Source organism: Klebsiella sp. (assembly GCF_027492335.1).
Classification (GTDB): Bacteria; Pseudomonadota; Gammaproteobacteria; order Enterobacterales; family Enterobacteriaceae; genus Klebsiella; species Klebsiella huaxiensis.
Genome location: NZ_JAPUEW010000083.1, coordinates 1 through 24,850 on the forward strand (window position 1 = coordinate 1; position 24,850 = coordinate 24,850).

The following is a 24,850-nucleotide window of genomic DNA, read 5'->3' on the forward strand; positions in this document are numbered from 1 at the left end:
TCGAGTTGCTTAAAGGCGGCAAGGGAGTGAGTCCCCAGGAGCATAGATAACTATGTGACTGGGGTGAACGAGCGTAGCCAACACATAAGCAACTTGAAGTATGACGGGTATACACAGCATAGTTTCATACTTTTTGACAAGCCTCCTTATTGGAGGCTTCTGTCGTTTTTGTTTCATCAAATTTTTCTAACTCTTGATTACAGGAAAAACAACATCTCATTCAAAGTTTATACAAATCAATTTAGCGATAAAGATAGCTAATAACATCAAATGCTCATAAAAACATCTGATTAACACAATCAGAATGTTTGTATTGCCATATAAAAAAATCAACCAGACACAATAACTTTCACAAGGATTTCACATGATAGAGGGAACGATAAAGACCAGTAAGTATGAAATCATTGCTATTTTCAGGGAAGAACTCCGAAAGCAAGCAGAGATAGAAGTATTTGTTAATAACAAAAGCACTATTACTCAGCTAACGCGCGTGGATTTTGCCGAATTCCATATCTCAACCACCAGCAAAATCCCTCCAGGGCATAAAGTTAAATTTATTTTGCATAGTGATTCAGGAAAAATCGAATTCAGCGCGGTGTTAAAGAAAAATTATGCGTATAGCGAGGGAAAATGCAATAAGGTCGCATTTACCTTACCCGAATGTATCCAGGTGGTGCAACGCCGCCGCGATCCCCGGTTCCGTCTTCGCCACGAACATGAGTTTTTCTGCCATGGCCGACATAAGAATGGCGAAAACTATCTTTTCGAGATCAAAGACATTTCAGACGGCGGTTGCGCATTAATGACTAAAAACCCCAATCTGAAATTCCTCAGCCACAATGCCGTTCTCAAGAACGCCATTCTGGCACTCGCCGAATATGGTGAGATTACCGTAGATTTGGTTATAAAGAATGTCGTTATGGTGACTTTAGATGATAACGAGGAGCGGGAAAGCTACTACCAGATTTCTTGCCAATTTACATTTCGCCATCTTGATAACAAGAAGAGAATAGAGAAAATGCTGCTCGACTTGATTATGGAAGCCAAGAGAAAAAAGAGAGTCTAAAGACATTGGAAAGTATATTACTTTACACCGATGACAATATCATCGGGCGATCAATCCAGGATTACCTGGTTGATAATGAGAAATATGTCACCCCCCTAAGCCTCCAGGATATTGTTACGGGTGCCCATCTCCCTCTGGCGGATACCGTTGTTGTTAACCTCATCCATAAGGATATCTCTGTAGCCACGACGGTCGCATTACTCAACACGCTACGCATGCACCTCGCGCACTGCTCAATGCGGGTTTTGATTGTAAAAAACGAACTCGCCAGCTTATGTCGTGAGCTTATTGACCTGGAAAACTTATTGATTTTGACGGAAAAATCCTCCTTATCTGATTTCTCAGCCATCATCAATCGTCCTCTAACTGCCAGCGGCAGCCAGGGTTTATGTACTCAGCGAAAGCTGACAGCCAGGGAACTTCAGGTTCTGGAGTTAATTATCGCCTGCAACAACAATAAAAGAATCGCCGTACTCCTCAATATTGATCATAAAACGGTACATAGCCATAAGGTTCACATTATGAAAAAACTCGGAATGAATAGCTCACGGATAATGCATGCAAGAATAGTCAACATGTATCATTGTTGAGAACAAAATATGCAGGTGACCAATCAAAACCCGATAATTCATTGGCAATCAGCCTTTAATAATCATTCCCATCGGTAGAAAGGTCACCTATAATAATTTGATCCTCTCTTTACCTCTGACCTGATTTCTAACGAGAGATAATGAACGCAACTCTGTTTTCCGACCATAATTTATCACGTAGCGATATAGCAGTTCGTTATGTCTTTCAGAAAATGTTCTCCCCACAAGGCGTACTTGTCGCCGTTGAGTGTCTGAGCCGTTTTGATCATATACCTATTTCTCCTGAAAATTTCTTTCGCTATGCCAATTCGGGATTACGAGAAAGCATATTTATGGAGCAACTGGCACTAATCGAAAAACATAAGCAATGGTTTCTCAAAAATGGTATTTCAGCCACAATTAATGTCGATGATCATATTCTCAACGTTTTACTAAGACCGGAGATTAAAGAAATCGTCGAACTACTCGGCTGCGTTCATTTCGAAGTCACGGAAAACTCCAACAAACTGTTGAATAATGCTCTCGCCGCCTGGTTCGATCCACAAAGCACCTCGCTGTGGCTTGATGACTTCGGCTCTGGCTATGCCGGCATTAACGCTATCCGCGGTTATCATTTTGATTATGTCAAAATTGATAAAAACTTTTTCTGGCATTTAATGCGAAAAGATTCTGGTCGGCCTTTAATGGATGCGCTGGTGACCTTTCTTTCGCGTAATCACCATAATGTCATTATTGAAGGTGTCGAAACTGAGGCTCATAAAAAGTGGTTACAAGGGATGGAATGGTTTGCTATTCAGGGGCATTACTGGAAAGAGGTCAGCATTGAGCAACTGGTTAAAGAAGATATTACGCTATAAAAAATGCAGAGACGTATTTCCCTCACCCGGCCCTCTCCCACAGGGAGAGGGAGAAAACCAGTCCGACTTTACTTGCAGAATTAATTATAAACCAGCTCCCAGGTTGCCCAACTGGTTAACAAACCACTGGTCGCTTTTTCGGGTGCGGGCGTCACGTAGCCGATGTAATAGGTAAACACGCCGCCATTGACTGCTTTCTCCACCAGCGGCACCCGGTTTTGCTGTGGATCGGCCGGGACAATTTTATTGCTCTTATCCAGCGTATTATTATCGTTGGTCGCCAGTGCCAGGAAAATATGGCTGGCCCCGTCCGCCCGCGTATTAGCCAGATAACCGGCATTTTCATTGCTGACGGAATTGACCATAAATCCGTCAATCCAGCGCACGTTCACCATGCGGATTTCATTTTCATCCGCCGCGCCGCCATCATGGCGTAACTGGCAGTTCGATAACTCCAGGGTGAAGGGCTGCGGCTTCATAAATGCCCCCGCGCCGCGATCGTGCACTTCCGCAAGGCTTACCGGCGCTAGCCAGACGCTACCGCTGCCCGCATTGTTGCCGCCGTTGAGCGCCACGCTACAGGAGATATCGGTCACCCGACCGGCAAAATCTACCCGCCCTTGTTCATAATTCGTCTCAAAACCCCACGCCGAAGAGGCCACAAGCGCCCCGCCCATCAAAGTCAGTTGGATGAGTCTTTTGCTATTTTTATACTGTGCTGAATCACTCATTCCCGCCTCCCGAATTAATCGTACGTCAGGTTAAAGATCATGTGCGACTCCACCTCACCGGTACTGGTGGTCGGCGCATATTGATAGAACCGCGCATGGAGAGGCAGGGTGATATAGCGAGTTTCCTGCGTGCGCAAGCTCCCGATGCTGTATTTTTTGTTAAATTCCAGCGGCGTGCCGTCCTTTAAAACCTGAATACCTATACCTTGTGCAAGTGAGGTGCCGGATTTTTCGTTCAGCAGCGCCCCGCGAGTCAAGGCAGTCCCCGTGGCCAACGTGCCGGAGAAAGAAGTCTGGATATTGGCGTATCCCGACTCGCTTAACCCGCCGCTGCACTGTAGCTCAATATTAAAATCCTTGCCCCCGGCGGTCGTGCCAACGCCGCTAAGGTCGCTGCGCTTGATGGTGCCGACATCAACGTTCATATTTTTGCCGCTCAGGATGGTACACGAGGGCGAAACCACGGTTATCGCATTGGCGCTAAGCATTGTTTCCAGGATTGGGTTATTACCGTTTTCCCAGTCGTAGGAGGTATATTTACCCGCCGCCAGAGTGCCGCTGCCAGTCACGCTTGCCGTTTTGATCACCTCCAGGGTGAAGCGAGAACCCTCCAGCGAGTAGCTGGTGGTCCGGCTAATGTTGGATGAGAAAACATCTGGATAGGTAATATTCACCGTTGCGCCGCCGCGGCTAAAGCGCAAGCCAATACCGGGTACATTGGTGGAATAAATTTTATTTCCCAGATCGGTGGATCCTGTCGAGACAATCTTCGCTGCAAAACGGTTGGTACCGGCCGTACAGCTGTAGCTCGCCCCCCCCGGTGCCGACATTGTCCAGTCACGGGAAACGATCGTTGATCCTACAGGCAGATCTGGCGGAACGACAATTCGCCCAACAACCATATCTAAGGTCACCGTCGGTTGCGAAAGGCGCGTACAGGCAGCCCATGCCGACGTTGTCCCCAGCGCCATTAAGCCAATAAAAAGCGTCAGTTTTTTACTTAGCGACATAGCGTTTCCTTTGTTTTTTCCTGACTCAAATCCACCGAACATTGTCCACCGCTCCACTTAACCGTGGCCTTCGGTGCGCTGGCGTCGCTGATAAACATCATGCTGCCCTGTCCTACCACGCCGATTTCCTTTCCGGTAGCGTCAAATATCGTGGCACCGAACGGTAGAGGCTGACCATTCGCTTGACGCACCTGCAACGTAATGTTGTTTTGCACCGTGGTACCGAAAGAGACCTTGACCACGCTGCCTTCCCACGGCACCACCTGCGCCACGGTACGGTCAAAGGCGACATCGTCGTTGCTGCCCTTCGGGTCAATTTCAACGGAGTTAATCCGGTAAGGTCGCAGATACGGCAGAATGGCGTAGCCGTTGCTGTCAATGCGGGTCCCCGGCGAACCCGGCAACATCGCGCCAGCGGCATCCTTCGCTTCGATCAGCGCCATGGTGGTGCCACTTTCCGGCGAGAACACCACGCCGTGGCGATGGGCAATCAGCGTTCCGCTGGCACCGACGCCGCTCTGGCGATACCCTTCGCCCTGGCTATAGCTGCCGTTCAGCGTGGTCCACGGAGTACGGTAGCTGCCGTTCAGCGCCACATCATGCTGACCGCCGGTCGCCGTGGTTGTCGACACGCCGTAGTTGAGGTTGTTTTCGCTATCCAGCGAACCGTTGACGCCAATTTGTGAACTGGCGAAGCGTGAATTATTAAACGAGGTATTTGACGTCAGGTTAGCGGTACGGTTTTCACCGAACCACAGCGGGTAGCTGAAGTTGAGCGAAACGCGATCGTCGCGGCGATGACCAGAGCTATCCGGGGTATAGACGCGCTGCGCGCTGACCGACCACGAGAGACGACCGTACATATTGTTGTAACTAAACTGGTACTGCTTCTCGGTTCCGGAACGGTTCCAGTAATCCGCCACCCGGCCGCTCAGATAAAAACCGCCCCAGCCGTCCGGCAGGTTTTGGTTAACGGTAAAGGTCATACCGTTTTTTTGCCGCCAGACGGTGTAATTACTGTTGTGATTTTTTTCCTGATCGACCGCATACAGCGCGTCGTTCAGGTTGTAATAGCCTTTGGTGGAGTAGCGATATGCCGCCAGCACGATGCTGGTCTGGGTCTCGGTAAACATGCGGTTAAAAGTGGCGCGATAGCTTTGCCCCTGCTCGTCGAGGGTGTCGCTCTTCAGCCGTGAATGAGTAACGTCGAACGACAGCGCGCCGATGCCGGTGTTCATCCCGGTACCCAGCAGGAAGGCCTGATAGTCATCAAAACCAGTGACGCCGGTGTAGCCGGTAAACAGGTTATTTAAACCGTGCTGCCAGGTTCCCTGGTAGAGCATCGGCTTATTACGCAGCGAACTGTCGTCGACTTTACCGGCAGAGAGCGCATAGCGGGTCATTCCTGGACGCAGTAATTGCGCCACCGAGGCGTAAGGCACGCTAAACACTTCAACCGTACCATCGGCTTCTTTAACCGAAACTTCAAGGTCGCTACCGTAGCCGGAAGGGTAAACATCCTGCAGGGTAAACGGCCCCGGCGGCACCGTGGTCTGATAGATAATATTGCTGCCCTGACGAACCGTGACCAAGGCGTTGCTTTGCGCTACGCCGCGAATTTCTGGCGCGTAGGAACGCATGCCGTCCGGGAACATATTGTCATCGGTCGCCAGGTTTACCCCGCGCAGGCCAATGGTGTCGAAGAATTCGCCGTTGGTAAAAATCTGCCCGCCGCTGACTATCGAGTTAATCTGCGGAATGGGCCGCTGCAGGTAGGTTTGGTTGCTGTTCCAGTGGGCTTTTCCCTGCTGCTGCTGCCAGTTCAGGTTACCGATATGCTTGAGCAGCCAGCCGTCCCACGACAGACCTGCATTAACACCCAGATAAGCACTGCTGTTATCAGAACCGTTGGACGACGAGCTGTGGCTGTTCCAGGCGTTTGCCATCCAGCCTAAATTCAGCGCCGCAACGCCTTTATCCCAGAACTCCGGGCTGACAAAGTTTTTAAGGCGCTGATCTTCGTAGATTTGTGGTACGGAAATATCCAGTCTCAGGGAGGACTGAATCAGGCTATCCTTGACGTTTTCTTCGTTACGCCACTCTTGCAGACGGCCGCAGAAGCCCTCTTTTTCGCTCAGTTGCGGGTTGAACTTCTCCGGCGAGATACCGTATTGCATCAGCATCGCTTTGGTGTAACAGACGCCCATTTTGCCGTCTTTACCCGCGGTGACTTTCAGATCGTAGCGACCTTTCCACTCGCCGTTGGTGTACACGTCCAGTGAATAGACGCCCTCGGAGATGGCGCTGGTCGAGAAGCGCGACAGATCGACCTTTTCGCGGCTGCCGACGATAAAACCATCGTTAAACTGATAGACCGTTCCCGGGTTTTCCTCTCCGCTGGAAAATGGCGGAAAGCAGCACAGCGCAACCGCAATGGCCGTGCTTAATCTTCCCGGGCAGATTGACCTCTGCTTCATGATCGTTTCCCTTATTTGACGGCAACTTTCACTGCGACATCTGCGCCATAGTCATTAATGTTGTTAACGGTCAGGGTCTCGCCTCTGTTCACCGCGGAAGAGAGAGCGATGGTCTGGCTAGACTGCGGGGCAAACATCACCGTTTTGCTGTTTAGCGCTTTGCCGCCGTCGCGGGAAATACGGCTTACGGTGACATAAAAAGGCGTCGGATTACTGACGGATAAATTGTTGCCATTTGCGGAAAGAACTAATTTCTCTGCTGCCGCGTCGCGGTTGCCTAATCCGTTGGGACGATAAATAAATTTAAAGCGCGAACGAATCGCCAGTTGCAGAATATTTTGCCCTTCATTTTTCTGGCTCGCCTCGACCGGCGGTATTTCCAGAAGGTTTAGCCACCACAGCGTTTCTTTATCTTTAGCGAGTCCCGCGTTGCTGCCGAGCTTAATACGCAGAGTCTGGCCGCTTTTCGCGTCAACCCGGGAAATAGGTGGGGTGATAATAAATGGCGTCGTAATAGTATCCGGCGTTGCGTCGGCATTACCGTTATCCAGCCAGGCTTGCGCCAGCGCCGGACGGTCGGCGGTGTTGGAGAGCTGCACCGTTATTTCTTTTTCATTTCCTGGATAAATAAAGCGGGTGCCGTTAACAATAATATTATTGGCATGGGCCGCAAAACTAAAAATGAAACAGAAAAAAAGGGCAATACGCTTCATGCTGACCTCAGAATAAAAAATAAGCGGCAGCAGTGGCCGCTTTATTATTGTTTTAGACCGCCCCGGCGCGAGGCGGTTTTATTTATTACTGGTAGGTAATTTCGTAAGTTGCGTAGCTGTTAACCACGCCGGTAGTGACGGTATCCGGGGTACTGGTCGCGTAACCAACGTAGTAAGTGAAACGTGCGCCATCCGCTACGGCAGCAGCATCACCAGTTGCGGTAGGCTGAGTGCTGTCACCCGGGATGATTTTATTGGTCAGCGCGGTGGCATTGTCGGTAGACAGAACCAACTGAATATTCTGTGCGCCAGCCGCTTCGGTGTTCGCCAGGTAGCCCTGTTGTTTGCTGGTTGCGCCAGCCAGCAGGTTACCACCGGTCCAGTTCACGCCCAGTTTGCTCACGTCATCCAGTTTGGTATCGTCAGCAGCCTGGCAGTTAGAAACGTCGATGGTGAACGATTTTGGTTTCAGGTAGGTATCTGCGGTAGCTGCTTTAACTTCCGTTAAAGTCACCGGAGACAGATAAACGTTAGCATCGCTGCCCTGGCCGTTTACGGAAACAGTACAAGAGACGTCGGTAACTTTACCGAAGAAATTAACCTGACCGCCGCCTACATTGGTATCAGCAGCATTTGCCGCAGCCATACCAAAAAACGCAGTCGCCATTGCAGCAGAGAGAAGAACCTTTTTCATTGCCATTTCCTTGTCAGAGTGAATTAAGTATCAATGAGCAAACAGTTAATTCGCACAAAAGTCAGAAGCGATATGCGATGCTCACTTGTGCAACTGTTAATAGAAACTTCGACTGACCGGAAGCCGCAATATTTAAGGCGTCAGGAACGGATTCTATAAAAGAATTCGTCGATGCTGTCGGCGTCAAAGAATGCTATTTTTCGCTGATAAATATACATTTGTTCATGAGGTGTTAATCAATGTAACAGATAGATTGCAACTATTAATGAACAAAAATTGATAGTAAAAAACAAAGTTATTGTTATTTACATTGAAGGCGAGAAAGCGATATGGAATTAACAAAATAGCTATTTATCTTGTCATAAAAGGCTATTTATCTACATAGAGAACAATCTGAATATCCCCTAAATAATTCGAGTTGCAGGACAAGGCACTCGTGCCTTGAACAGCGCTTGCGCTGGCCCCGAAGGGGCGAGGCCGAAGGCCGAGTAACGCGGCGACGCAGTGAATCCCCAGGAGCTTACTCCAGTAAGTGACTGGGGTGAGCGAGGACAAATTCGTCAGGAACGAATTTGAACGCTGTTCACAGCGCCCGTTAGGGCGAGGCCCAAGGATGGGCCGAGTTATTGCCAACGCACAAGCAACTTGAAGTATGACGGGTATAAATCTGCCGCTACGGTCTTTCCGTCAGTTGAAAATGCCGATGCAATGCACGCCACCCTTCTGGAGTAATCGTCACTTCGCGAAATCCTGCCGTGGTGGTAAACCATCCTTTTTGCTGACCATGCAGTAGCAGCGCCGCCCCAGCCGCACCGCCGAGGTGTAAGCGCCGTTCGCTCCAGTCCAGGCAGCCGCAGCATGCTTTGCGCCGCGATCCCAACGTCACCACAATCCCCAGGCGTGCAAAGTGCGCTTCCCCAATGGACGTCAAGGCCGTTCCATCAGACGTTATCCACGCTTCGCGCAGCAGAAAATCATACAGCGCTACCGCCACTTCTCCAGCCAGATGATCGTAGCAAGTACGCGCGACGCGCAGGTTAACCGGCGTGCTGGTAGATAACATCACGGCGCGCTTGCCGGCCATGGTCATCATATTTTCCAGCAGCCCGGCGACATCGCTACCGGCAAGGCGATAGTAGCGGTGGCGACCCTGGGCGAGACATATCAATAAACCGCTGCTGACCAGACGGCTAAGATGGGCGCTGGCGGTCGAGGGGGAAATATCGGCAACGGTGGAAAGCTCGGTGGCCGTCCACGCCCGGCCATCCATTAAGGCGCAGAGCATCTTTAGCCGGGAGGCATCAGCCATCGCCGACGCCACTGCCGCCATCGCCACGGCCAGCGACTCGTCGTCTTCAATCAGCTCAACAGGTTTTAACATAGCGCCTTTTATTTTCTCCAATAGCAAACCGCAAACATATTATAGAAGATCGGGATTCTCTGAGCGGTACTCGCGCAGCACCTGAGCCACCCGAATCTGATAGCCTGAGAAGATACTCTCCCGCCCCTCTTTCTGCGCCGCCTGATGGCAAAGGTTGCGTTTCCAGGCCAGCACCGCTTCTTCATCCCGCCACCAGGAGAGCGACAGAATTTTCCCCGTCGTCGTCAGGCTTTGAAAACGTTCAATAGCGATGAAGCCGTCGATGGTGCAAAGCAGAGGCTTCAGTTCAGCCGCCAGCGCTAAATAGCGTTCCTGCTTTGCAGGTGTGACTTCGGCTTCAAAGAGTACTGCGATCATGGTGTCATCCTCGCTTAATCAGTGTGAACGCCACTGTCGCTTGAACCAGAGGTTAATGCTTCGTCGACGGGCGAAGTATGGCTCCCTGTCGCGCGTAAAAAACGGTCAATACATTCACAAAAACAATAATCAATAACCTAAATAGAGAAAATCCTCGCCGTTAACACAAATTTTCACTCACTGAAAAAAGCACATGAAAATTATTTATCAACTTGTTTTTATTGAAAATAAAAACCACATAGTGCATTCCGCTGTCATCTTATGGTCATGAAAATGTGATCTAAATCGCACTTTTTGCAACGCACGTTATAGTTAGCAGACTTATTATAAGTCCATCGAAAGCAACAACGCTTTCCACCATAAAAGTTAAAAGGACAAACACCATGAAAAACGTAAAATTACTTGCCGCTGCCGGTATGCTGTCTCTGGTCTCTTTCGCTAGCTTCGCTCAGCCTGTTAGCGTCACCGCGGATACTCTGGACAACGCAGAAGCTAAAATCGCTGCCATCGCTAAAGACCAGGGCGAGTCTTACCACATTACCGAAGCTTATACCGGTAACCAGGTTCATATGACTGCTGAGCTGTCTAAATAACCAAATGGTTGCAGAGGGAGCTGCCGGACAGGTCGCCTGAAGGCGGCTAAGTCTGGCTCCCGCCACATAATAAGCACATAGCAATGTCGAGCCCCTTGATGGGGCTTTTTTGTTTTTGTCGATCTGGAAAAGCTCCCGGTGGCGCTGCGCTGACCGGGCTACGAGTGCCCAGCCGTCTGCAGGACGGTAGCCCGGGTAAGGCGTTCACGCCACGACCCGGGATTTTACCTGCTGGTTACTGCTCTCTTATTCGATAACGCCCGCTGAATCGACAACACGCTTAACAACACAATCACCAACCCCACTAGCGCCATCCCCTCTATTTTCTGTCCGAGGAAAATCCAGCCTAATATCACCGCCGTTACCGGACTCAAAAGGCTCATCGCCGATACCGCCACCGGAGAAAGACGACCGATTCCGCGAAACCACAGGCCATACGCCAGCATTGCCCCGGCAACGCACAGCCACAGATAGCCCGCTATCTGTGTCAGCGTCACCTGATGCAGCGGCGGATCGACCATTAAAGCAATCGGTGCCAGCACGATACCGCCGATCAGCAACTGCCACCCGGTCAGCGCAATGACCGGCAAAGAGCGCGCCCAGCGTCGCGAAAGCCAGGTCCCCAGCGCCATACTGATCGCCCCCAGAAACGCCGCGCCGATCCCCAACGGATCGAGCACCGTTTGCGGCGACAGCAGCAGCATCGCCATCCCCACGATCCCGGCACAGGCCGACAACACCGCCACCCAGGGCGATCGTTGGCGATCGACACACCAGGCCAATAGCATCACCAGTAGCGGTTGAATAGCGCCAATCACCGCCGCCAGTCCACCGGGTAAACGATAAGCGGCAATAAATAGCAAGGCCTGGAACGCACCGATATTCAGGATCCCGGTGATGATCAGCTTCCACCATTCGCTGCTCAGCGGAAAGCGGCGGCTCCAGAGAAGCAGAGCGATCCCGGCAGGTAAAACCCGCAGCAGCGCGGCGATAAACGGCCTGTCCGGCGGTAGAAACTGCGAGGTCACAATATAAGTGCTGCCCCAGATGGCGGGGGCCAGCGCGGTCAGCAGCAAATCAACAACGAGATTACGCGAAACAAAGGCCATGATTTTATCTTCACATCAAGGTAAATTGTGGTGTAAGTATGTATCGATAATTATCTTGATATCAAGACAGGTGGGCATCAATGGACAAATCACCACAGACCGACGCAGTGGATCGCATTCTTGAACAGTGGCAACGGGAACGCCCCGATCTCGATTGCAGCCCAATGGGGCCAATCGGCCGGCTGAAACGCTGCGCGATGCTGCTGGAGCCGCGTATTGAAGCGGCCTTTATTCGTCACGACCTGGTGCGTTGGGAGTTTGATATGCTCGCCACCCTGCGGCGGGCGGGCGAGCCGTTTGTGCTGTCGCCAACACAACTGTTTTCAACGTTGATGATCACTTCCGGCACCATGACACACCGCCTTAAGGCGCTGGAAAAACGGGGTTTTATCAGCCGCCAGCCAAACCCGGAGGATGCGCGCAGCCTGCTGGTCGCGCTTACGCCCGAGGGGAGAACATTGATCGATGAAGCGGTGGAAAGCCACGTGGATAATGAGCATCAGGTGTTGGCCGGGCTCTCAACTGCGCAGCGCCAGCAGTTGGACGAGGCGCTGGCGGTCTTTATGCGCCTGCTGGAAAAGAGTTGATAGAACCTGTCGCCGTTATTTTCCCGGAGGCGATGCTACGCATCTGTCCGGGCTACAGGTTCACAGCCGTCTGCGGGCAGGTAGCCCGGGCAAAGCGCGCCGCCTCCGGGAGGAGAGAGATTAACCATTACCCAGCGGAAACGGACGATCCTGCACGACCGTCTTCATCACCAGCGTCGAGCGTAAGTGCTGCACGCCGGGCATCGCGGAAAGCTTGTCATCATAAAGTTTCTGGAACGCCGGGAGATCGCGTGTGACCACGTGCATCAGATAGTCCGGATCACCAAACAGGCGCTGCGCCAGCACGATTTGCGGGATCTCTTCAACTGCCTCTTCGAAAGCGCTCACTGCTTGCTTATCGCCCTCTTTTAACGTCGCGAAGACAATCGCCAAAAAATTGAAACCCATTTTGGCGGGATTAAGATTCACCCGATAGCCGGTAATCACCTCTTCTTGTTCCAGCGCACGCAGCCGTCGATGACAGGGGGAGAGGCTTAAATTCACCCGTTCGGCCAGTTCGGTTATCGATAGCCGCCCGTCGGCCTGAAGCTCAGCAAGAATTTTTCGATCGATACTATCCATTTGGAAGATTCTCTCTTAAAAGAATATTTAAGAGCATAACATTGAAAGCTCATTGCGCAATAAAGCCGATATTCTTTCCCTCAAATAGCCACAATTAATGAGGGAAACGACAATGGGAAATCGCCACTATCGCGCAGAGGTGGGCTATCCATGGAGATGAGCTTTATCGCCAGTTTCTGGCTGGTCTCTTTTCTACTGATCATCACCCCCGGTGCCGATTGGGCCTATGCTATCAGCGCGGGGATTAAGGGACATCGCGTGATACCGGCGGTCGCCGGACTCATGTCCGGTCACCTGCTAGCGACATTTGTCGTGGTTGCTGGTATCGGGGTCTTAATTGCCAGCCATCCGCTGGCGCTATCGACGATTACCCTGCTGGGCGCGGGCTACCTCATGTGGCTGGGCATCGCTATTCTGCGCCACCCGCCAACGCCAAATGCCGAAGAACAGACGATGGGCACCTGGAACCGCTGGGCAGTTAAGGGGCTATGCATCAGCGGGCTGAACCCAAAGGTTTTCCTCCTGTTTCTGGCTCTGCTGCCGCAGTTTACCGATCCTAAAGGAAGCTGGTCGGTAGCGCAGCAAATGTCGACCCTTGGCGGCATTCATCTGGTGACCTGCACGCTGGTCTATTTACTGGTCGGCTACGGCGCAAAAACGCTATTGGCGACCCGGCCCCAGATGGCACAAAAAGTCAGTATTGCTTCCGGCATGATTATGGTGGCGATAGCCGCCCTGCTGTTCTATGAACAATTGAAATAGCGTTTGGTATAAGGCGTGAGCGAGCTCTCACGCCACAGCATGTAGAAACCAGTACAGGACTGTTTTTACAACGTGATTACCGCATTTAAAATAATCAGACTCTATGCTCTGGTGCACTTATCAATTTTAATCTTTCCTCCGCAATAGCATCTTATCGACAAGAAAGACTCATCTTAGTCGTATTCAAATTATTCCTGGCGACCCTCAGAAATATTCAATTTCTTATTACTGCTATTCATAACAAGGTTTTTGCAGTATGGTTAACGACCTTATGATTTATGTATCTCTGAAAACATAGCCAAGGAGAAAAGAATGAGCAGGACACTATTTCCATCGAAAAAACCAAAAACCATCATAAATATAAAAACAAGCACCCCCCAACCAATAAAAATTACATCTTAAAACTATTATTAGAACCAGCATCAAAGATAATTAATTTAAATGCAGCCGAGCTTCATCATTTACCCGACGATGCTAAATAAAATGTACTATACGTCTGCATGCTAAAGGGAACATAATGAAAAATAATGTAATTTTAAGAAAAAGGAACTTCCTGACTCACAATGAAATTGAGTCATTGCTCAAAGCAGCGAACAGTGGACCTCACGCTACGCGTAACTATTGCCTGACATTATTGTGTTTCATTCACGGATTACGAGCTAGTGAAATATGCCGCCTACAAATTTCCGATATCGATCTCGGATCTAAATGTATCTATATACACCGTCTTAAAAATGGATTTTCCACAACCCATCCTTTGCTGAATAAAGAAATCCGCGCGTTAAAAAACTGGCTGGATATCCGCAAGTCCTACCCTCAGTCCGACAGCGAGTGGTTATTTTTATCGCGAAAAGGTAATCCCCTTTCTCGCCAACAGTTTTATCACATCATTTCCACATCAGGTGATTATGCAGGGCTATCGCTTGAAATTCACCCGCATATGCTCCGCCACTCATGCGGATTCGCCTTAGCCAACATGGGCATTGATACCCGTCTCATTCAGGACTACCTCGGTCACCGTAACATCCGCCATACCGTATGGTATACGGCCAGTAACGCTGGCCGTTTTTATGGTATCTGGGACGAAACGAGAGACCGACAACGGAGCCCTGTTTTACTGTAATTCTCGATGCCATGGATGGCATCGAAATAGCATATTTCTATAACCAAACATTAATAAAAATTAACCATACTTTAACTATGATTATTGTTCCTGCAAGTTCACATTTCACACATAGTTTATCTTATTATGACGTTCATTCATTAATCAGGATATAAATGCATCATTCATCACCAGATTAAAACGTCATCAACCATGATTTTTTCTTTTAGTTTTATATACCTAAAAAAATAAACGGAGAGGTTATGTTGTGGTAATGAATAAAATCCATAAGAATAAGATTTATCATGTGGCTATATTCTTGTCTGATACCACTATAATGTGTTGTGTTCATTTAACTGAGATTAATCCCCTTAATATAATACGCCTTTAGTATCGCGAGTTATTTGTAAATTCCCCTGTTTCTTCGCAGGGTAGTGTTATTTATCAAGATCATATCAGGAGTAATTTATTGTGAACCGACGTCGTTTTCTTACTGGTAGAGAAGTGCAGGCGATGATGCTGGCCGCCCATCATGGGCAGACAGGAGAGAGAGATTATTGCCTTATCCTGCTCGCTTTCCGTCATGGTATGCGTATTAGCGAATTACTCGATCTTCACTATCGCGATCTCGATCTTGCTGAAGGTCGCATTAATATCCGTCGTCTGAAAAATGGATTTTCAACGATACATCCCTTGATGGTGGATGAATGTGAGGCAATCAAACGCTGGAGCCAGGTACGCACCGCCTGGAAAGGTGCAAAAAAAAGCGATGCGTTGTTTATATCGCGACGTGGTACTCCGCTTTCCCGTCAGCAGGCCTATCGCATTATCCGCACTGCTGGCGTCGATGCAGGAACGGCAACGCACACTCACCCGCACATGCTACGTCATGCCTGTGGTTACGAGCTGGCGGAAAGAGGAGCGGATACCCGTCTTATTCAGGACTATCTTGGCCATAGAAATATTCGCCATACCGTGCGCTATACCGCCAGCAACGCTGCTCGATTCGCCGGATTATGGGAACGAAACAATCTCATGGAAGTGAATTTACAAAATCAAAGGATACAGAATAATGAATTGATAAATAAGAAAAAATAACAGAGTGAACAGGTCAATTGGGGCCAAACTGTGTGCATCATAAAAATATTCAGTAACCTTTTGCAACCATAGAATGCATCCCTTACGGCAAAGATAGCAATATCACATTGATTATTATGCATTTTTTATTTTCGTTATTTTCAAATAATTCCCTTCTCTTCGCCGCATAGGCTCCACACCACGCTGTTCCAGATAGCCTTCCGTGGCTCATCCCCTCAACACTCTCAATATATTAAATCAATAACAAACAACAATTAAGATTAAAACTCCAAGTGAAAACAACAAAACCAGATAATTCAGTTAATTATTCTAACGAGTCAAAATGGCCCCAAATGTCTCATATTTTGGGTGAAAAACATGCAGAACCGCAGTCGAAAATCTCGACTGAATCATGAAATACCTGGAGGTCATGATGACGGCCAGATCGGTTCGTAATCCCGATATTGTACAAAGGAAAACAAGATGAAAATCAAAACACTGGCAATCGTTGTACTGTCAGCTCTGTCTCTGAGCTCCGCAGCGGCTCTGGCCGATACCACGGTAAATGGCGGCACGGTGCATTTTAAAGGGGAAGTCGTCAACGCAGCATGCGCAATTGACGCAGGTTCAATCGATCAGACCGTTCCAATGGGCCAGGTTCGTTCGGCAAAACTCGCTACCCCAGGCAGCACCAGTACGGCTGTCGGCTTCAATATCCAACTGAACGATTGTGATACCACCGTGGCCACCAAAGCCTCTGTTGCGTTTACCGGTACCGCAATTGACAGCACCAACACCACCGTACTGGCGCTGCAAAGCTCTGCGGCAGGCAGCGCGACAAACGTTGGCGTACAGATCCTTGACCGTACGGGTACTCCACTGGCGCTTGATGGCGCGACCTTCGGCGCGGCTTCTACCCTGAACGATGGCACCAATATCATCCCGTTCCAGGCCCGTTACTACGCGACTGCCGCAGCCACTGCCGGTACCGCTAACGCTGACGCGACCTTTAAAGTGCAATACCAGTAATTCATTCGTCAGGCAGGGAAGCATGTCGGGCCAGGAAGGCCCGTTATCCATAACGGAACTCGGGTGATAACGATGCAAAGGATGAAGTCAGGTCTGTTGATTTTTTTGCTCCCCCCGCTGGCGATGGCCGGCAATCAGTGGAACGTCACTTTGCCCGGGGGAAATATGCGTTTTCAGGGCGTCATCATTGCCGAGTCCTGCCGTGTTGAAGCGGGTGACCAGCAGATGACAGTCAACATGGGACAGATCAGCAGTAATCGGTTTCATTCGGCCGGGGAAGATACCAATCCGATCCCTTTCGATATTCATCTGCAGGAGTGCAGCACCGCCGTCAGCCAACGCGTTGGCGTGACGTTTCACGGCGTCGCCGATGGTAAAAACCCGGACGTACTCTCGGTCGGCGAGGGCCCGGGGATCGCTACTGGTATTGGCGTTGCTCTGTTTGATAAAGAAGACCACCTGATCCCACTGAACAGCCCTCCCGCAGCCTGGACAAGATTGTATACCGGGCCAACCACATTGCACTTTGTGGCGAAATATCGGGCAACAGGGCATCAGGTCACCGGGGGAGCGGCTAACGCTCAAGCCTGGTTCTCCCTGACCTACCAGTAATTAACCAGCAGACGTACCAAAACAGGAAACGACGGTGAGTATAAAAGGAATAAGCGTGAGAAAAACACTGGCGATGACGCGCGGTTTACTGGCAGGAGTGCTGATGATAGCCGCTATCGGATTTACCGTTCAGGCCCAGGCAGGCGTGGCGCTGGGCGCGACACGCGTTATTTACCCTTCCGGGCAGAAGCAGGTTCAGCTGGCGGTCACCAATAACGACGAAAAGAGCACTTACTTGATCCAATCATGGGTGGAAAACGCTGATGGCGCAAAAGACGGACGTTTTGTTATCACTCCGCCGCTGTTTGCCATGCAGGGAAAAAAAGAGAACACCCTGCGCATCATTGATGCCACCAACAACCAGCTGCCGCAGGACCGCGAAACCCTGTTCTGGATGAACGTCAAAGCCATTCCGTCAATGGATAAATCAAAGCTCAGCGACAACACCCTGCAGCTGGCGATTATCAGCCGTATCAAGCTCTATTATCGCCCGGCAAAACTGGCGCTGCCGCCGGATCAGGCACCGGAAAAGCTGAAGTTTCGCCGCAGCGCAGGCTCGCTCACGCTGATCAACCCCACCCCATATTATCTGACGGTCACCGAACTCAATGCCGGAACCCGGATACTGGAGAATGCCCTGGTTCCGCCAATGGGAGAAACCAGCGTCAAACTGCCTTCCGATGCAGGTAGCGAGATTACGTACCGGACCATTAACGACTACGGCGCACTGACCCCGAAAACGAAAGGTGCAATGCAATAACTGACGGGAGACCGCGTTCTCCCGGAAATAAAAATAAGAACTGACAGCCGGGCGACTTTGGACCGGAGGGACTATGTCACATCTGAAATATGGACTCGACTACCTGGGCTCCGGGCGTATAAACGGCCATGGGCCGATAAATGTGCGCGCTTTCGCCCCATTCACGCTGGCCCTTTTACTCTCCTCACCGATCTTTTCAGTGCAGGCAGAGCTCTATTTTAATCCGCGTTTTTTAGCGGACGACCCTGCCGCCGTGGCAGACTTATCAGGATTTGCCAGCGGTCAGGAAGTGCCGCCGGGAACCTATCGCGTTGATATTTACCTTAACGATGGTTTTATGACCACCCGCGATGTCACGTTTAATGCCGGAAAAAACGACCATGCGCTGCTCCCCTGCCTGACCCGCGGGCAGCTTTCAGGAATGGGCGTGAATACCTCATCCGTTGAGGGGATCAATGCGTTAGCATCCGATGCCTGCGTGCCGATAACTGAGATGATCAAAGATGCCACTACCCGCTTTGATGTTGGCTTACAGCGGCTGTATCTGACCGTTCCCCAGGCGTTTATGGGCAACCGCGCCCGCGGCTATATTCCGCCTGAACTCTGGGATCATGGGATTAACGCCGGGCTGCTGAACTACAACTTCACCGGCAACAACGTCCAGAACGACATCGGCGGCAGCAGCAACTATGCATATCTGAACCTGCAAAGCGGGCTGAATCTCGGCGCGTGGCGTCTACGCGATAACACCACCTGGAGCTACAGCAGCAGCGGCAGCTCATCGACCAATGAAAACAAGTGGCAGCACGTCAATACCTGGCTCGAGCGCGATATCACCCCGCTACGCTCACGCCTGACGATGGGCGACAGCTATACCAACGGTGATGTTTTCGACGGGATTAACTTCCGTGGGGCGCAGTTGGCCTCCGACGACAATATGCTGCCGGACAGCCAGAAAGGATTTGCTCCGGTGATCCACGGTATTGCCCGCGGCACGGCGCAGGTTTCGGTGAAGCAAAACGGCTATGAGATCTACCAGAGCACGGTGCCGCCCGGCCCGTTCACCATTAACGATCTCTACTCTGCAGGCAACGGCGGCGATCTGCAGGTGACCATCAAAGAGGCCGACGGCAGCAACCAGTTTTTCACCGTTCCCTACTCGTCCGTCCCGGTACTCCAGCGCGAGGGCCATACCCGCTATGCCGTCACCGCCGGAGAGTACCGCAGTGGCAACGATCAGCAGGACAAGCCAAAGTTTTTCCAGAGCACTCTCTTACACGGTCTACCGGCAGGCTGGACGCTGTACGGCGGCACCCAGCTGGCAGATCGCTACCGAGCCTTTAATCTCGGCGTGGGGAAAAATCTGGGGCAGTTAGGTGCCTTGTCGCTGGATGTGACTCAGGCCAACGCGACCCTGCCCGATGACAGCGATCACCAGGGGCAGTCTGTACGCTTCCTGTATAACAAGTCGCTCACGGATACCGGAACAAATATTCAATTGGTGGGCTACCGCTACTCTACGCGCGGCTATTTCAGCTTAGCTGACACCACCTATAACCGAATGAGCGGCTACAACGTCGACACTCAGGATGGCGTGATTAAAGTAAAGCCGAAGTTCACTGACTACTACAACCTCGCTTATAACAAGCGTGGCAAAGTGCAGCTCAGCGTTACCCAGCAGTTAGGACGCACCGCCACCCTCTACCTCAGCGGCAGTCATCAGACCTACTGGGGAACCAGCAGCGCCGACCAACAGCTACAGGCCGGACTGAACGCCGCCATTGATGATATCAACTGGACGCTGAGCTACAGTCTGACCAAAAACGCCTGGCAGCAGGGCCGTGACCAGATGCTGGCGCTCAATTTTAGTATCCCGTTCAGCCACTGGATGCGCTCCGACAGTACCTCGGCCTGGAAAAATGGTAACGCCAGCTACAGCATGTCCAACGATCTGAATGGTCGAACCACCAGCCTCGCAGGCCTGTACGGCACGTTGCTGGAGGACAACAACCTGAGCTACAGCGTACAAACCGGCTACGCGGGTGGCGGGGAAGGTAACAGCGGCAGTACCGGCTACGCGGCGCTGAACTACCGCGGCGGCTACGGCAACGCCAACGTCGGCTACAGCCGTAGCGACGGCATTAAGCAGCTTTATTACGGCCTGAGCGGCGGCGTACTGGCCCACGCCGATGGCGTCACCCTGAGCCAGCCAATGAACGATACCGTCGTGCTGATCAAAGCTCCTGGAGCAGACGGGGTGAAGGTGGAAAACCAGACCGGTGTTCGTACCGACTGGCGCGGCTACGCCGTGCTGCCCTACGCCACCGAATACCGGGAAAACCGGGTGGCGCTGAATACCAATACGCTCGCCAACAATGTCGACCTTGATGATGCGGTGGTCAGTATTGTGCCGACCCACGGAGCGATAGCGCGTGCCGAATTTAAAGCCAGCGTCGGTATGAAGCTACTGATGAAGCTGACTCACAACGGTAAACCGGTTCCCTTTGGCGCAATGGTCACCTCTGTGGGTAGCCAGAATAGCAGCATCGTTGCCGATGATGGCCTGGTCTATCTGAGCGGGATGCCGCTGACGGGCAAGGTGCATGCGAAGTGGGGAGAAGGGCCGGATACCAGTTGCGAAGCCGACTATCGTCTGCCGCCGGAAAGCCAGAACCAGGCGCTAAGCCAGCTGTCGGCAGTATGCCGCTAAGGAAGCCATGATGATGAGAAAAAACCTGTATCTGCTGGGCACCATACTCTCTCTGGTCTCCTTCAGCACGCCTGCCGCCGATAGCACCATCACGATTAGTGGATATGTGCGAGATAACACCTGCGCCGTTGCGGGGGAATCAAAGGATTTTACCGTCGACCTGATGAATAACGCCGCAAAGCAGTTTAATGCCATCGGCACGACCACCCCGCTGGTGCCTTTTCGCATCGTGCTGTCGCCCTGTGGCGGTTCCGTTACCGCGGTCAAAGTTGGTTTTACCGGCGTAGCGGACAGCGACAACACCAGTTTGCTTAAGCTCGATAGCGGGGTATCGGCGGCTTCCGGAATTGGCGTGCAGATACTCAGCGGCAGCCGGGTACCTCTGGTTCTCAACTCCCCCTCGTCAAATATTGCATGGACAACGCTGAAGCCCGGTCAGGCCAACACGCTGAACTTTTACGCCCGGCTGATGACCGCTCGCGTTCCGATAAGCGCAGGACACGTTAGTGCTACCGCGACGTTCACTCTTGAATTTCAGTAACCGGAGGCTGATATGAAATGGACTCATACACGCTGGCTGCTGGCCGGTTTACTGGCCTTCGCCAGCACCTCCCATGCCGCCGATGTGACCATTACCGTTAACGGCAAAGTGGTGGCCAGGCCCTGCACCATATCTACGCCGAAGGCTACCGTCGATCTGGGTGATTTATACACCTTCAATATGCTTTCACCCGGATCGGCATCGGGCTGGCATAACGTCACGCTCGATCTCAGCAACTGCCCGATTGGCACGTCACGAGTCACCGCCACCTTCAGCGGAACGACTGACAGCACGGGCTATTACAAAAATCAGGGAACGGCGGGAAACCTTCAACTGGAACTACAGGACACCAGCGGAAGCCGATTTAACAACGGTTCAACCAAAACGATGACCGTCAACGATGCAACGCAGTCGACCAGCTTTCCATTGCGCGTCAGAGCGCTGACGGTCAACGGCGGACCAACACAAGGAACAATCCAGGCGGTGATTAACGTCACCTACACCTGGCTTTGAGGCAGGAGATAATCATGAATCAGCAGATTACCACCCCCGGTCAATGTCGCCTGACCTTCATCAAGGCGCTGTGGATTTTGATCTTTTTATCAGGATTCTCTACCAGCGTCAGAGCCTATACCTGCTACGACTCCACCGGAACAATATTAAACAGCGATACCGGAGGAAAGGTATCTAACGTCTATGTCAACCTACAACCAAGTATTGGTGCGGGGCAAAACCTGGTCGTCGACTTATCTAATTCTATTTTTTGTAGAAATGATGCTCCGAACACGCGTAACGACATGGTGAGCATGCTACAAGGCTCGGCCTATAGCGGCCTGCTGACAAATTTCACTGGTTCTTTAAAGTACTACGGAGTCAGCTACAATTTCCCGCTAAACTCCCCAACCGCCAGCCACAACTTTACTTCCGGTAACTACACCAACTGGAATACGCAGCTCTACCTGACTCCAATATCGACCGCCTCCGGACTAGCGATTAGCGCCGGTTCGCATATCGCAACGCTGGTGATGTATCAGGTCGGTTCCGATATCAACGGCGGCGGTAATGTTCGTACTTCAAAATTTACCTGGCACATTTATGCTAACAATAGCGTGATCATCCCTACGGGCGGGTGTGATGTTTCCGCTCGCAACGTCACGGTAACGCTACCTACCTATCCCGGTTCTACCGCAATCCCACTCACGGTACGATGTGGGCAAAATCAAAATATCGGGTTTTACCTCTCTGGTACCACGGCTGATACCGCCAATACCGTTTTCACTAATACGTCCTCAGCCTCTCCGGCTCAGGGGATTGGCGTTCAGCTATTGCGTAATGGTTCTATCATGCGGTCAAACAGTACCGTCGCAATGGGAACCGTTGGCACTTCGGCAGTCAATTTAGGTCTCACCGCGACCTATGCACGCACCAGCGGGCAGGTCACCGCGGGGAACGTCCAGTCAATTATCGGGGTGACCTTTGTTTACCAGTAACGCGTCTATGACGAACAGCAGACCGGGAATGGACTACATCCTGTCACCCTGCTCGTTGGTGGCCGACGGGCTGGTAAAAGTCATGGTAGCCAGCGGGATGCGGCCCGTGGTGCTGCCGCTGGACGCGACGGAATTACCTGCCGGTGCTGACATTCGCCGTATTGTGGTATTTCTGCCCGAAGCCCCGGCCAGGCTGCTTATCACTCTGCAGCAGGTCGCCTCGATGCTGGAGCTGGCGGCCACGCCGCTACCGATGCTGATCCTCAGCCGTAGCCCGGCCTGCTGGCTGTGGCATACCCTGCTGCATCAAGTCATCGACCACCATCTGCTTTCTGAAGTGCGTGCCGCCGCCTCCGATCTGCCCGTCCCCAGCCTGACCGCAGTGCTCCAGGACTATATTCTGGAAAGATATCCTTCGCTTAAACAGCGGGTAGACGAAGAGATGCAGATCGGCGGAAAAAAAACTGGCGGACTCACCAGGCAAGAGCTGAACGCTATTCTCGGTTTTCTGAGCGGTGACAGCGTTAATGCCCAAGCTAAACACCGCGGTATTAGCCACAAAACGCTCTATACCCAGCGAACCGCAGGACTGAAAAAAATGGTGGAGCATCATCCTCAGCTGGCAGCCCATTTCCCCGGCAGCCAGACGAAGGGACAGAAAATACAGCCTAACTCTGCGCTTTCCGCTTTTGAGCGAAATTTTGTCCATGCTATTCATTGCCGACAAATTTTCCCGGTCTTCCAGCCCATTACTGATGGTCAGATGCAGCTAAAAGGGATAGAAATTCTCTCTCGCTGGCGGCAAAACGGTCACATTATGCTCCCGGGCGATTTTTTACCGCAGTTGCGTTCAGACTACGCGTGGTTGGTTTTGACGGCCTTTGTACTCCAGGAGGCCGTGCAGAATATCAATCAGCATCCTGGGGATTTTTATTTCTCGGTCAATATCCCCGCCGCCATCGCCAGCCATGAAAATCTGGTCAGTATGCTGGAAACAGCGCGTCAGCAACTGCATCAGCCACACGTATCTTGTCGGCTGGTACTGGAATTTGCTGAAACCATCGACATCAATCGCCAGAGCAAAGTGGCTGAAAACATCGCCCGATTACGCAAGCAGGGCTTCACCATTATGCTGGATGACTGCTTTTCACAAAGCAGCGTCATGTTTCCGGTGCGCTCCGTCAAATTCAGCGCATATAAGCTGGATATGAGTATTGTGAATGATATGCAGGGAGATCTACACGCGCTCGCGCTGATAAAAAGCCTGATCTACTATTGTCAGCTGACCGGCAGCCGCTGTATTGCTGAAGGGGTGGACAGTCTGGATAAATTCAATAAATTGAAAGCGCTGGGGATCGATCGGTTTCAGGGATACTTCATCTCTGTACCGGTGGAGCGAGAAAACATAGGCGATCTTATTCACCGACTCTTATCAGGCCGCGATCTTACTCTTATCGCCGGGTAAATAGCGCCAGCTCACTGGCGCATTGATTTCAGGCGCGGATATCGTCGTACTCGCGGGTATTATCAAATTCATGTTTAGCAAACGGGCACAGCGGAATAATTTTCCGCTGCTCGCCACGCATTTTTTCGACCACTTTCGCCACCAGCTTTTTCCCCACGCCCTGACCTTTCAGGCTGGGGTCTACGTCAGTGTGTTCAATAATGCTGAGATGCTCACCTGTGGGTACAAAAACGATTTCCGCCACCTGATTCCCCTCGGCGTCATTGACGTAAAACTTGTTGTGGCCTTCCAGTATTTCCATCATTTCCTCGCTTATTTGTGGCGATACTTCAATGCGCCGCTTGGGCAGGTATCGATAACCTTGGTGACCGTGGCGACATCCACCTCGTCGGGAATGATCCACGGTTTACGCTTCAGGTTGAAAAGCTTTGCGCTACCGCGCACGCAGTTTCCCGAATGCTGGCAGAGAGCGGTATTGAAGTAGACATCAATCTTCTCCCCGGTATAGGCGCGATAGCCCGCTTCCAGTAGTTCCTTATCCATGACATTGCCTCA

At 51.4% G+C, this 24,850-nt stretch carries 27 protein-coding genes; 16 read left to right on the forward strand and 11 right to left on the reverse strand.

From position 1 onward, the window contains the following. Nucleotides 1-364: 364 nt before the first annotated feature. The 3 genes from QVF11_RS24280 (at nt 365) to mrkJ (ending at nt 2,513) form a co-directional block, all read left to right on the forward strand. Nucleotides 365-1,066 carry a flagellar brake protein gene (locus QVF11_RS24280; RefSeq protein WP_112213990.1) on the forward strand — a complete coding sequence of 234 codons (702 nt, stop codon included), beginning with the start codon at nt 365-367 and terminating at the stop codon, nt 1,064-1,066. Between the two features lie 5 nt (nt 1,067-1,071). Continuing rightward, nucleotides 1,072-1,656 (forward strand): helix-turn-helix transcriptional regulator, encoded by a 585-nt coding sequence (locus QVF11_RS24285; protein WP_287859905.1) that lies wholly within the window; start codon nt 1,072-1,074, stop codon nt 1,654-1,656. Nucleotides 1,657-1,796: 140 nt separating this feature from the next. After that, nucleotides 1,797-2,513, forward strand: coding sequence for a cyclic-di-GMP phosphodiesterase MrkJ (gene mrkJ / locus QVF11_RS24290; RefSeq protein WP_287859907.1), 717 nt, complete (start codon nt 1,797-1,799; stop codon nt 2,511-2,513). An 80-nt stretch (nt 2,514-2,593) separates the two neighbouring features. Here mrkJ and QVF11_RS24295 read toward each other — a convergent pair whose 3' ends face one another. The 7 genes from QVF11_RS24295 to QVF11_RS24325 all read right to left on the reverse strand — a co-directional run bounded on the left by QVF11_RS24295 (nt 2,594) and on the right by QVF11_RS24325 (nt 9,876). Beyond that, nucleotides 2,594-3,244, reverse strand: coding sequence for a fimbrial protein (locus QVF11_RS24295; protein ID WP_112217401.1), 651 nt, complete (start codon nt 3,242-3,244; stop codon nt 2,594-2,596). Nucleotides 3,245-3,258: 14 nt separating this feature from the next. After that, complete coding sequence (locus QVF11_RS24300) at nt 3,259-4,254, reverse strand: fimbrial protein (RefSeq protein ID WP_287859910.1); 996 nt, start codon at nt 4,252-4,254, stop codon at nt 3,259-3,261. Further along, complete coding sequence (locus QVF11_RS24305; RefSeq protein WP_287859912.1) at nt 4,245-6,731, reverse strand: fimbria/pilus outer membrane usher protein; 2,487 nt, start codon at nt 6,729-6,731, stop codon at nt 4,245-4,247. Before QVF11_RS24305 ends, QVF11_RS24300 begins: the two co-directional genes overlap by 10 nt. Before the next feature lie 11 nt (nt 6,732-6,742). Beyond that, on the reverse strand, nt 6,743-7,444 hold the full coding sequence (locus QVF11_RS24310) for a fimbrial biogenesis chaperone (RefSeq protein ID WP_112217404.1): 702 nt from the start codon (nt 7,442-7,444) through the stop codon (nt 6,743-6,745). Between the two features lie 85 nt (nt 7,445-7,529). Continuing rightward, nucleotides 7,530-8,138 (reverse strand): type 3 fimbria major subunit MrkA, encoded by a 609-nt coding sequence (gene mrkA, locus QVF11_RS24315; protein ID WP_112217405.1) that lies wholly within the window; start codon nt 8,136-8,138, stop codon nt 7,530-7,532. Nucleotides 8,139-8,811: 673 nt separating this feature from the next. Beyond that, nucleotides 8,812-9,519, reverse strand: coding sequence for an ArsR/SmtB family transcription factor (locus tag QVF11_RS24320; protein WP_112217165.1), 708 nt, complete (start codon nt 9,517-9,519; stop codon nt 8,812-8,814). A 39-nt stretch (nt 9,520-9,558) separates the two neighbouring features. Beyond that, nucleotides 9,559-9,876 (reverse strand): antibiotic biosynthesis monooxygenase family protein, encoded by a 318-nt coding sequence (locus QVF11_RS24325; RefSeq protein ID WP_287859916.1) that lies wholly within the window; start codon nt 9,874-9,876, stop codon nt 9,559-9,561. A gap of 383 nt (nt 9,877-10,259) precedes the next feature. Between QVF11_RS24325 and QVF11_RS24330 the strand changes: the two genes are divergently transcribed. After that, nucleotides 10,260-10,469 carry a YdgH/BhsA/McbA-like domain containing protein gene (locus QVF11_RS24330; RefSeq protein ID WP_004105360.1) on the forward strand — a complete coding sequence of 70 codons (210 nt, stop codon included), beginning with the start codon at nt 10,260-10,262 and terminating at the stop codon, nt 10,467-10,469. A gap of 224 nt (nt 10,470-10,693) precedes the next feature. Here the strand turns inward: QVF11_RS24330 and QVF11_RS24335 are convergent, their stop codons facing one another. Then, nucleotides 10,694-11,578 carry an EamA family transporter gene (locus QVF11_RS24335; RefSeq protein WP_287859919.1) on the reverse strand — a complete coding sequence of 295 codons (885 nt, stop codon included), beginning with the start codon at nt 11,576-11,578 and terminating at the stop codon, nt 10,694-10,696. A gap of 80 nt (nt 11,579-11,658) precedes the next feature. Here QVF11_RS24335 and QVF11_RS24340 point away from each other — a divergent pair, with 80 nt between their 5' ends. After that, nucleotides 11,659-12,165, forward strand: coding sequence for a MarR family winged helix-turn-helix transcriptional regulator (locus QVF11_RS24340; RefSeq protein ID WP_287859922.1), 507 nt, complete (start codon nt 11,659-11,661; stop codon nt 12,163-12,165). A gap of 120 nt (nt 12,166-12,285) precedes the next feature. On the opposite strand, the gene QVF11_RS24345 is transcribed toward QVF11_RS24340, so the two are convergent. Next, the gene (locus QVF11_RS24345; RefSeq protein WP_287859925.1) at nt 12,286-12,747 is read right to left on the reverse strand and encodes an Lrp/AsnC family transcriptional regulator; all 462 of its coding nucleotides are present in this window, start codon (nt 12,745-12,747) and stop codon (nt 12,286-12,288) included. A 150-nt stretch (nt 12,748-12,897) separates the two neighbouring features. On the opposite strand from QVF11_RS24345, the gene QVF11_RS24350 reads away from it, so the two are divergent. The 11 genes from QVF11_RS24350 (at nt 12,898) to QVF11_RS24400 (ending at nt 24,295) form a co-directional block, all read left to right on the forward strand. Continuing rightward, nucleotides 12,898-13,509, forward strand: a complete 612-nt coding sequence (locus QVF11_RS24350) for a LysE family translocator (protein ID WP_287859928.1) — start codon at nt 12,898-12,900, stop codon at nt 13,507-13,509. A gap of 517 nt (nt 13,510-14,026) precedes the next feature. Further along, nucleotides 14,027-14,632, forward strand: a complete 606-nt coding sequence (locus QVF11_RS24355; protein ID WP_287859931.1) for a tyrosine-type DNA invertase — start codon at nt 14,027-14,029, stop codon at nt 14,630-14,632. 450 nt (nt 14,633-15,082) lie between these two features. Then, a complete protein-coding gene (locus QVF11_RS24360) occupies nt 15,083-15,709 on the forward strand; it encodes a tyrosine-type DNA invertase (RefSeq protein WP_287859933.1) in 627 nt (208 codons plus the stop codon). 462 nt (nt 15,710-16,171) lie between these two features. After that, nucleotides 16,172-16,717, forward strand: a complete 546-nt coding sequence (gene fimA / locus QVF11_RS24365; protein ID WP_112217156.1) for a type 1 fimbrial major subunit FimA — start codon at nt 16,172-16,174, stop codon at nt 16,715-16,717. Nucleotides 16,718-16,789: 72 nt separating this feature from the next. After that, complete coding sequence (fimI, locus tag QVF11_RS24370) at nt 16,790-17,329, forward strand: type 1 fimbrial minor subunit FimI (RefSeq protein WP_130624348.1); 540 nt, start codon at nt 16,790-16,792, stop codon at nt 17,327-17,329. 73 nt (nt 17,330-17,402) lie between these two features. Continuing rightward, nucleotides 17,403-18,089, forward strand: a complete 687-nt coding sequence (locus QVF11_RS24375) for a fimbria/pilus periplasmic chaperone (protein ID WP_376767775.1) — start codon at nt 17,403-17,405, stop codon at nt 18,087-18,089. Between the two features lie 73 nt (nt 18,090-18,162). Continuing rightward, nucleotides 18,163-20,799 (forward strand): fimbrial biogenesis usher protein, encoded by a 2,637-nt coding sequence (locus QVF11_RS24380; protein ID WP_287859937.1) that lies wholly within the window; start codon nt 18,163-18,165, stop codon nt 20,797-20,799. Between the two features lie 10 nt (nt 20,800-20,809). After that, nucleotides 20,810-21,340 (forward strand): type 1 fimbrial adaptor subunit FimF, encoded by a 531-nt coding sequence (gene fimF, locus QVF11_RS24385; RefSeq protein ID WP_112217153.1) that lies wholly within the window; start codon nt 20,810-20,812, stop codon nt 21,338-21,340. Nucleotides 21,341-21,352: 12 nt separating this feature from the next. Then, nucleotides 21,353-21,853, forward strand: coding sequence for a type 1 fimbrial minor subunit FimG (gene fimG, locus QVF11_RS24390; RefSeq protein WP_112217152.1), 501 nt, complete (start codon nt 21,353-21,355; stop codon nt 21,851-21,853). Nucleotides 21,854-21,867: 14 nt separating this feature from the next. Beyond that, the gene (locus tag QVF11_RS24395) at nt 21,868-22,830 is read left to right on the forward strand and encodes a fimbrial protein (RefSeq protein WP_112217151.1); all 963 of its coding nucleotides are present in this window, start codon (nt 21,868-21,870) and stop codon (nt 22,828-22,830) included. 28 nt (nt 22,831-22,858) lie between these two features. Next, the gene (locus QVF11_RS24400; protein ID WP_287859968.1) at nt 22,859-24,295 is read left to right on the forward strand and encodes an EAL domain-containing protein; all 1,437 of its coding nucleotides are present in this window, start codon (nt 22,859-22,861) and stop codon (nt 24,293-24,295) included. A gap of 28 nt (nt 24,296-24,323) precedes the next feature. Here QVF11_RS24400 and QVF11_RS24405 read toward each other — a convergent pair whose 3' ends face one another. Both QVF11_RS24405 and yjdI read right to left on the reverse strand, forming a co-directional pair. Further along, complete coding sequence (locus QVF11_RS24405) at nt 24,324-24,596, reverse strand: GNAT family N-acetyltransferase (protein WP_110276387.1); 273 nt, start codon at nt 24,594-24,596, stop codon at nt 24,324-24,326. An 11-nt stretch (nt 24,597-24,607) separates the two neighbouring features. Further along, entirely contained in the window at nt 24,608-24,838 is a 231-nt protein-coding gene (yjdI, locus tag QVF11_RS24410) for a 4Fe-4S mono-cluster protein YjdI (RefSeq protein ID WP_112217148.1), read from the reverse strand. Between the last annotated feature and the right edge of the window lie 12 nt (nt 24,839-24,850).

Coding starts and splice junctions, on each gene's coding strand:
- QVF11_RS24280 (WP_112213990.1), top strand. CDS start 365: ATGATAGAGGGAACGATAAAGACCAGTAAGTATGAAATCATTGCTATT.
- mrkJ (WP_287859907.1), top strand. CDS start 1,797: ATGAACGCAACTCTGTTTTCCGACCATAATTTATCACGTAGCGATATA.
- QVF11_RS24295 (WP_112217401.1), bottom strand. CDS start 3,244: ATGAGTGATTCAGCACAGTATAAAAATAGCAAAAGACTCATCCAACTG.
- QVF11_RS24300 (WP_287859910.1), bottom strand. CDS start 4,254: ATGTCGCTAAGTAAAAAACTGACGCTTTTTATTGGCTTAATGGCGCTG.
- QVF11_RS24305 (WP_287859912.1), bottom strand. CDS start 6,731: ATGAAGCAGAGGTCAATCTGCCCGGGAAGATTAAGCACGGCCATTGCG.
- QVF11_RS24310 (WP_112217404.1), bottom strand. CDS start 7,444: ATGAAGCGTATTGCCCTTTTTTTCTGTTTCATTTTTAGTTTTGCGGCC.
- mrkA (WP_112217405.1), bottom strand. CDS start 8,138: ATGAAAAAGGTTCTTCTCTCTGCTGCAATGGCGACTGCGTTTTTTGGT.
- QVF11_RS24320 (WP_112217165.1), bottom strand. CDS start 9,519: ATGTTAAAACCTGTTGAGCTGATTGAAGACGACGAGTCGCTGGCCGTG.
- QVF11_RS24325 (WP_287859916.1), bottom strand. CDS start 9,876: ATGATCGCAGTACTCTTTGAAGCCGAAGTCACACCTGCAAAGCAGGAA.
- QVF11_RS24330 (WP_004105360.1), top strand. CDS start 10,260: ATGAAAAACGTAAAATTACTTGCCGCTGCCGGTATGCTGTCTCTGGTC.
- QVF11_RS24335 (WP_287859919.1), bottom strand. CDS start 11,578: ATGGCCTTTGTTTCGCGTAATCTCGTTGTTGATTTGCTGCTGACCGCG.
- QVF11_RS24340 (WP_287859922.1), top strand. CDS start 11,659: ATGGACAAATCACCACAGACCGACGCAGTGGATCGCATTCTTGAACAG.
- QVF11_RS24345 (WP_287859925.1), bottom strand. CDS start 12,747: ATGGATAGTATCGATCGAAAAATTCTTGCTGAGCTTCAGGCCGACGGG.
- QVF11_RS24350 (WP_287859928.1), top strand. CDS start 12,898: ATGGAGATGAGCTTTATCGCCAGTTTCTGGCTGGTCTCTTTTCTACTG.
- QVF11_RS24355 (WP_287859931.1), top strand. CDS start 14,027: ATGAAAAATAATGTAATTTTAAGAAAAAGGAACTTCCTGACTCACAAT.
- fimA (WP_112217156.1), top strand. CDS start 16,172: ATGAAAATCAAAACACTGGCAATCGTTGTACTGTCAGCTCTGTCTCTG.
- fimI (WP_130624348.1), top strand. CDS start 16,790: ATGCAAAGGATGAAGTCAGGTCTGTTGATTTTTTTGCTCCCCCCGCTG.
- QVF11_RS24375 (WP_376767775.1), top strand. CDS start 17,403: ATGACGCGCGGTTTACTGGCAGGAGTGCTGATGATAGCCGCTATCGGA.
- QVF11_RS24380 (WP_287859937.1), top strand. CDS start 18,163: ATGTCACATCTGAAATATGGACTCGACTACCTGGGCTCCGGGCGTATA.
- fimF (WP_112217153.1), top strand. CDS start 20,810: ATGATGAGAAAAAACCTGTATCTGCTGGGCACCATACTCTCTCTGGTC.
- fimG (WP_112217152.1), top strand. CDS start 21,353: ATGAAATGGACTCATACACGCTGGCTGCTGGCCGGTTTACTGGCCTTC.
- QVF11_RS24395 (WP_112217151.1), top strand. CDS start 21,868: ATGAATCAGCAGATTACCACCCCCGGTCAATGTCGCCTGACCTTCATC.
- QVF11_RS24400 (WP_287859968.1), top strand. CDS start 22,859: ATGGACTACATCCTGTCACCCTGCTCGTTGGTGGCCGACGGGCTGGTA.
- QVF11_RS24405 (WP_110276387.1), bottom strand. CDS start 24,596: ATGGAAATACTGGAAGGCCACAACAAGTTTTACGTCAATGACGCCGAG.
- yjdI (WP_112217148.1), bottom strand. CDS start 24,838: ATGGATAAGGAACTACTGGAAGCGGGCTATCGCGCCTATACCGGGGAG.